Genomic DNA, 5,588 nt, shown 5'->3' with positions numbered 1-5,588 from the left:
GCTTGCCGGCGATGAGGCCATCCGCTTCAACATCAATCTTGCGGGTCTGTGTTGTTCTTCCTGGCCTCATCGCTGGCAATGCCAGCTCCCACAGGTTCCTGTGTCGGGCCTGGATTGAGCGGCTAGCCCGGAACCTTGTGGGAGCCGGCATTGCCGGCGATGAGGCCATCAGCCTCGACATCGATCCAGCCAGTTGCGCCGTAGCCGAACGAATCGATAGTATTGCGAATCGTTACCATCTACGCAGGCGTTCTGTCCCATGGGCACGCACAACTCATTCGAGCAGGACGTCGAAGTCCTTTACCTGCAACACCACGGCTGGCTCAAGGGCTGGCTGCAGCGGCGCCTGGGCGAGGCGGCGGATGCCGATGACCTGGCCCAGGACACCTTCGTGCGCATCATCCGCGCGCGCAGCCCGGTCGCCGAGCTCAAGCAGCCGCTGGCCTACCTGGCGACCATCGCCAACAGCCTGCTGGTCAACCGCTGGCGCCGCCTGGCGGTGGAGCGGGCCTACGCCGAGGCCCTGGCGGCGCAGCCGGAGGCTGTCGAGCTGTCCGCCGAGGCACGCTACCTGCTGATCGAAACCCTGACCGAAATCGATGCCGTGCTCCACGGCCTGTCGCCGCGGGTACGCGAGATCTTCCTGCTGTCCCAGCTCGACGGCCTGACCTACAAGCAGATCGCCGCGCAATTGGGCCTGAGCGTCAACCAGGTGCAGAAGGCCATGCTCAAGGCCTTCAGCCGCTGCTACGCCAGCCTGTTCGAGTGAGCGCCATGCCGGAAGCCCCGATCAGCCCTCGCGTGCGCGACCAGGCTCTCGCCTGGTTCAGCCTCACCCAGTCCGGCGATATCAGCGAGGCCGAGCTGCAACAGTTGCAACGCTGGCGACAGAGCGACAGCGAGCACGAGCGCGCCTGGCAGCGCATGGCGCAACTGCCAGGAGTGCTGCGCAACCACGCACGTGTGCTCGACAACCCGGTGGCCCGCGGGGCCTTGCAGCAGACCCGCTATGTCAGTGGCGACCGCCGTCAGGTGCTCAAGCTGCTGTTCGGCGTCGGTGTGCTCGGTGCCGCCGCCTGGCACGGCAAGGACAGCCATTGGGTCCAGGGCGAGCTGGCCGATCTCGCCACCGCCACCGGCCAGCGCCTGCACCGGACTCTGGCCGATGGCACCCAGTTGTGGCTGAACACCGCCAGCGCCGTGGACCTGCGTTTCAGCGACAGCGAGCGGCGCATCGTCCTGCGCTTCGGTGAAGTGGACATCCTCACCGGCCACGACCCCGCCGGCCGACCGCTGTGGGTACAGACCCCTGATGCGTTGCTGCAGCCACTGGGCACGCGCTTCTGCGTGCGCTGCGACGAAGCCGGCAGCGGCACGCGGCTGTCGGTGAGCAGCGGGCGGGTATCGGTGTCGGTGCCCGGTCGACCCGAGACGCAAGTGGTCGAGGCGGGCAGCCAGGCGTTCATCGATGCCCGGGGGGTGTCGCAAGTGGGGCCGATGGACCCGGGGGCGACCGCCTGGATCGACGGCTTCATCGTTGCCGAGCGCATGCGCCTTGCGGATTTCGTCGCGCAACTGGCCCGCCATCGCCGCGGCATCCTGCGCTGCGACCCGGCAGTGGCCGAGCTGCGCCTGACCGGGTCTTTCCCGCTGGATGACCCCGAGCGGATCTTCTCGCAACTGGTGGACAGCCTGCCTGTCGGCGTCCAGCGCCGCACGCGCTACTGGGTCACGGTCGTGCCACGGCAGGCCGGATAAATTTTTTTTCGCCAGACCGGCAGATTTTCCGCGCTCGCTTGGCCTAGGGGTAATCCCGCTGCTGACGCGGCCCCCTTGACCCTCCCGGAAGCTCTCCATGACGCATCGTTTCCACCCGCTGGCTCGCGCCATCCACGACACCCGCGCCTCGGCCCTGCACCTGACCCTGGCCGGCAGCCTGCTGCTCGGTTTCAACCTCCCCGCCCAGGCCGACAGCAGCGTGTCCGAAGCCAGCGCGGTACGCGTCTTCAGCGTCGCCGCCGGCCCGCTCGACCAGGCCCTCAGCCAGTTCGGCCGGCAGGCGGCGATCCCGCTGTCCACCGACGCACGCCTCACCAGCGGCAAGACCAGCGCCGGCCTGCAAGGCCAGTACAGCGTCGAGCAGGGCCTGGCGCGGATTCTCGCCGGCACCGGCCTCACCGTGATCCGCAACGCCCAGGGCAACTACCTGCTGCAGCCTGCCGCCGACCCGAGCGGCGCGTTGCAACTGGCGCCCACCAGCATCAACGGCGAGACCCTCGGGGTGAACACCGAGTACACCCGTTCCTACACCACCGGCGCGGTGACCATCGGCAAGAGCGAGCGCAGCCTCAAGGAAATCCCGCAGACGGTCACGGTGCTCACCGCCCAGCGCCTCAAGGACCAGAACATCACCACCCTCAACGACGTCTACAACAACGTCCAGGGCGTGGTCGCCTACGGTGCCTTGAACGGCGACAACCAGCCCTACGCCCGCGGCTTCGAGATCGACAACTTCCAGATCAACGGCATCCCGATTCCTGCCGGTACCAGCACCGGCATCACCTCGTTGAACTGGACCGACCTGATCGCCTACGAGCGGGTCGAAGTGCTCAAGGGTTCGTCCGGCCTGTTCCAGGGCGCGGGCTCGCCGGGCGGCGCGATCAACCTGGTGCGCAAGCGCGCCGGCGCCGAGTTCCAGATCAACACCGTCACCCAGGCCGGCAGCTGGGACAACTACCGCCAGGAAGTGGACGTGCAGGGCGCGCTGAACGACGCCAAGACCGTGCGCGGCCGCCTGGCCACCGCCTACGGCTCGCGCCACTACTTCTACGACGAGGGCAAGAGCGAGCGCGCCTCCACCTACGGCGTGCTGGAATTCGACCTGACCCCGGACACCCTGCTCAGCGTCGGCTTCAACTACCAGAACGCCAACAACCACGCGACCATGGACTGGGGCCTGCCCAGCTACCGCGACGGCTCGAAGATCGACTTCAAGCGCTCCACCAACCTCAGCTCGCCCTCGGACTACAACGACGTCGAATCGACCCAGGTGTTCATCGAGGCCAAGCACCAGCTCAATGACGACTGGAAAGTCACCCTCGCCAGCAACTACACCCGGCTCAACCTCGACGCCCTTTACAGCAACACCGGTGGCCTGATCGACCCGGTGGACAACTCCGGCGCCTACAACTGGGCCGAAGGCCGTGGCGAAAACAACTACCAGTACAACAGCGACCTGTTCCTCAACGGCAACTTCGAACTGCTGGGCCGGCGCAGCGAGCTGATCCTTGGCGGCAACGTCTCCCACAGCAAACGCGTGGCGGCGCGCTACGACGTGACCTGGTACGACGGCGCCTACGACTTCATCCCGGACATCACCCAGTTCGATCCGCCCAAATACGACCTCACCGACAAGTACCGCACCACCACCGCCACCCTCGACCAGCAAGGGGTGTACGGCTCGCTGCGGGTCAACGTCATCGACCCGCTGGACCTGATCGTCGGTGCCCGGGTCAGCTGGTGGGACTACTCCCAGGACCAGCTCAACGAACTCAATGGCCGGCACACCCTCACCGGGCAGAAGACCAACGCCAAGGTGGTGCCGTTCTACGGCCTGGTCTATGCGCTCGACCCGGAATGGTCGGCCTACGCCAGCTACTCCGAGATCTTCACCCCGCAGCTCAGCTACGAAACCGCCGCCGGCAACCCGCTGGCACCGCGTTCCGGCGAGTCCTACGAACTGGGGATCAAGGGCGAGCTGTACGACGGCGCACTGAACACCGCCTTCGCCATCTTCCGCACCAACTACTCCGGCCGCGCCCAGACCGACCAGACCCAGCCGGCCACCTGCCGCTGCTACGTCGCCGGTGGCAAGGTGCGTTCCGAAGGGTTCGAGGCGGAAGTCTCGGGCAAGGTGCTGCCGGGGCTGGAGCTGAGTGCCGGCTACACCTACAACCGCAGCCAGTACGTGCGCAACCCCGATAACGTCGCGCTGGAGGGCACTGCCTTCCTCACTGCGATGCCGGAACACATGCTGCGGCTGTGGGCCAACTATCAACTGCCGGGTGAATGGTCCAAGTGGCAGGTTGGTCTGGGCGGGAATATCCAGAGTGGCGTGTATGGCCGCTACATCGACACCGTGCCGGGTACTGGCGTGAAGAACGAGACGGGTGGCTATGCGGTGTACAACGCGCGGGTCGGTTATGACCTGAATGAGAACGTCAATCTGTCGGTGAATGTGGAGAACCTGTTTGACCGGACCTACTACTCGCAGACGGGGACGGTGGAGAACAGCACGTACTTTGGAACTCCGCGGAATCTGATGTTTACGATGCGTACGCGGTTTTGAGGGGGAGGGCGGCTGGGGATCGCATCAGGGCAGCCATGTGCCTGGCTTGATTTCTCCAGCGCCCTTGAGATCGGGCGCCGCCCGCGCGGCGCATCGCGAAGCGCATGCCGGTGTTTTTCTGGCGCCTTCAAGATCGAGCGCCGTCCGCACGGCGCTTCGCGAGCAAGCTCGCTCCCACGTCTGTTGCAACGTGCCATTGCCTGTTGGATCTGAGTTGCCAGCCTTTGTCTTATGGCGATCTATCGCGGGGAGGCTGTTGGGTTCGACTCGGTACCGCGTCGTACAAACAAAGCGAACAACTATGGCCTGACAGGCATAGGTACGTTGCAACAAACGTGGGAGCGAGCTTGCTCGCGAAGCGCCGCGCGGGCGGCGCTCGATCTTGAGGGCGCTAGAAAAACATCGACATGCACTTCGCAGCGATGATCCGCTTTCCGGGTAGGCGCGTTTCTGTGTCCTCATCGCTGTATGCCCTACAGCGATGAGTCCAGGCCTCTGTTACCGCTCGACCGCTTTCAGCAGCGACGCCACCAGTGCCTGGGAGATCTCCAGCGACTGCTGGGTCGCCCACAGCAAATCACCGTAGCGATGATCGGCCAGGTCGCACATCTGGGCGTTGGTCTCTGCTGCGGATTTCAAGGATGCGGCCAGGTGTGCCAGTGCATCACCGATATCGGCGCCGTCGCAGACGGCGAACAGCGGAGGATGATGGCCGTGGCAATTGGCGAAGTGGGTGTGGACTGTGGTGAGGCGGGAGGGTGGGTCGGGGACAAGTTTCTTCATGGTGATCTCATGCTCTTGAGTAGGTAGAAGAAAACCTGCTGTCAAACAGGTGGGTGGCAGCTGTGCGCGGGTTGACAGACCAGAGAGCATGAGAATCCTGGCGCACCCGAAGGTGCCCACACGCACAGCCGCCATAACGGTAGCCAGCGTTCATGCAATCCCGGCCTGTCAAAGCCGGTCGTTGAATTTGCAACGACCGGCGGAGACTAGGTGTGGATTTCCATGAGCGCAACCGCTTGAAGGGCGTGGGAGTATGCTTGGGAAATTGCCTACAAGAAAGGCGGAAATTACGCGCTTTTCGTCGCTTTATATGACACCACGGGGGGCGGTGTCGGCCTTGTGGTCCGGGAAGGTTCGTCTTGAGATTGCGTCAGGGCTGACAGGTGCCTGCCTTGATTTTTCCAGCGCCCTTGAGATCGAGCGCCGCCCGCGCGGCGCATCGCTGGCAAGCCAGCTC

At 64.8% G+C, this 5,588-nt stretch carries 5 protein-coding genes; 4 read left to right on the top strand and 1 reads right to left on the bottom strand.

The features are described from left to right. Nucleotides 1-259 precede the first annotated feature (259 nt). The 3 genes from ACODSK_RS32210 to ACODSK_RS32200 all read left to right on the top strand — a co-directional run bounded on the left by ACODSK_RS32210 (nucleotide 260) and on the right by ACODSK_RS32200 (nucleotide 4,348). On the top strand, nucleotides 260-769 hold the full coding sequence (locus tag ACODSK_RS32210) for a sigma-70 family RNA polymerase sigma factor (RefSeq protein WP_489022143.1): 510 nt from the start codon (nucleotides 260-262) through the stop codon (nucleotides 767-769). A 5-nt stretch (nucleotides 770-774) separates the two neighbouring features. Beyond that, nucleotides 775-1,758: a FecR domain-containing protein gene (locus ACODSK_RS32205; protein ID WP_489022142.1), complete on the top strand. Its 984-nt coding sequence runs from the start codon at nucleotides 775-777 to the stop codon at nucleotides 1,756-1,758. A 97-nt stretch (nucleotides 1,759-1,855) separates the two neighbouring features. Further along, on the top strand, nucleotides 1,856-4,348 hold the full coding sequence (locus tag ACODSK_RS32200; RefSeq protein WP_489022140.1) for a TonB-dependent siderophore receptor: 2,493 nt from the start codon (nucleotides 1,856-1,858) through the stop codon (nucleotides 4,346-4,348). Between the two features lie 498 nt (nucleotides 4,349-4,846). Here the strand turns inward: ACODSK_RS32200 and ACODSK_RS32195 are convergent, their stop codons facing one another. Beyond that, nucleotides 4,847-5,131 carry a hypothetical protein gene (locus ACODSK_RS32195; RefSeq protein ID WP_489022138.1) on the bottom strand — a complete coding sequence of 95 codons (285 nt, stop codon included), beginning with the start codon at nucleotides 5,129-5,131 and terminating at the stop codon, nucleotides 4,847-4,849. 253 nt (nucleotides 5,132-5,384) lie between these two features. On the opposite strand from ACODSK_RS32195, the gene ACODSK_RS32190 reads away from it, so the two are divergent. Then, on the top strand, nucleotides 5,385-5,588 hold a 204-nt coding region (locus ACODSK_RS32190; RefSeq protein WP_489022136.1), incomplete at its 3' end, for a hypothetical protein.

It is taken from the genome of Pseudomonas sp. FG98, from assembly GCF_057808595.1.
This window is presented reverse-complemented; position numbering and strand designations above follow the sequence as displayed.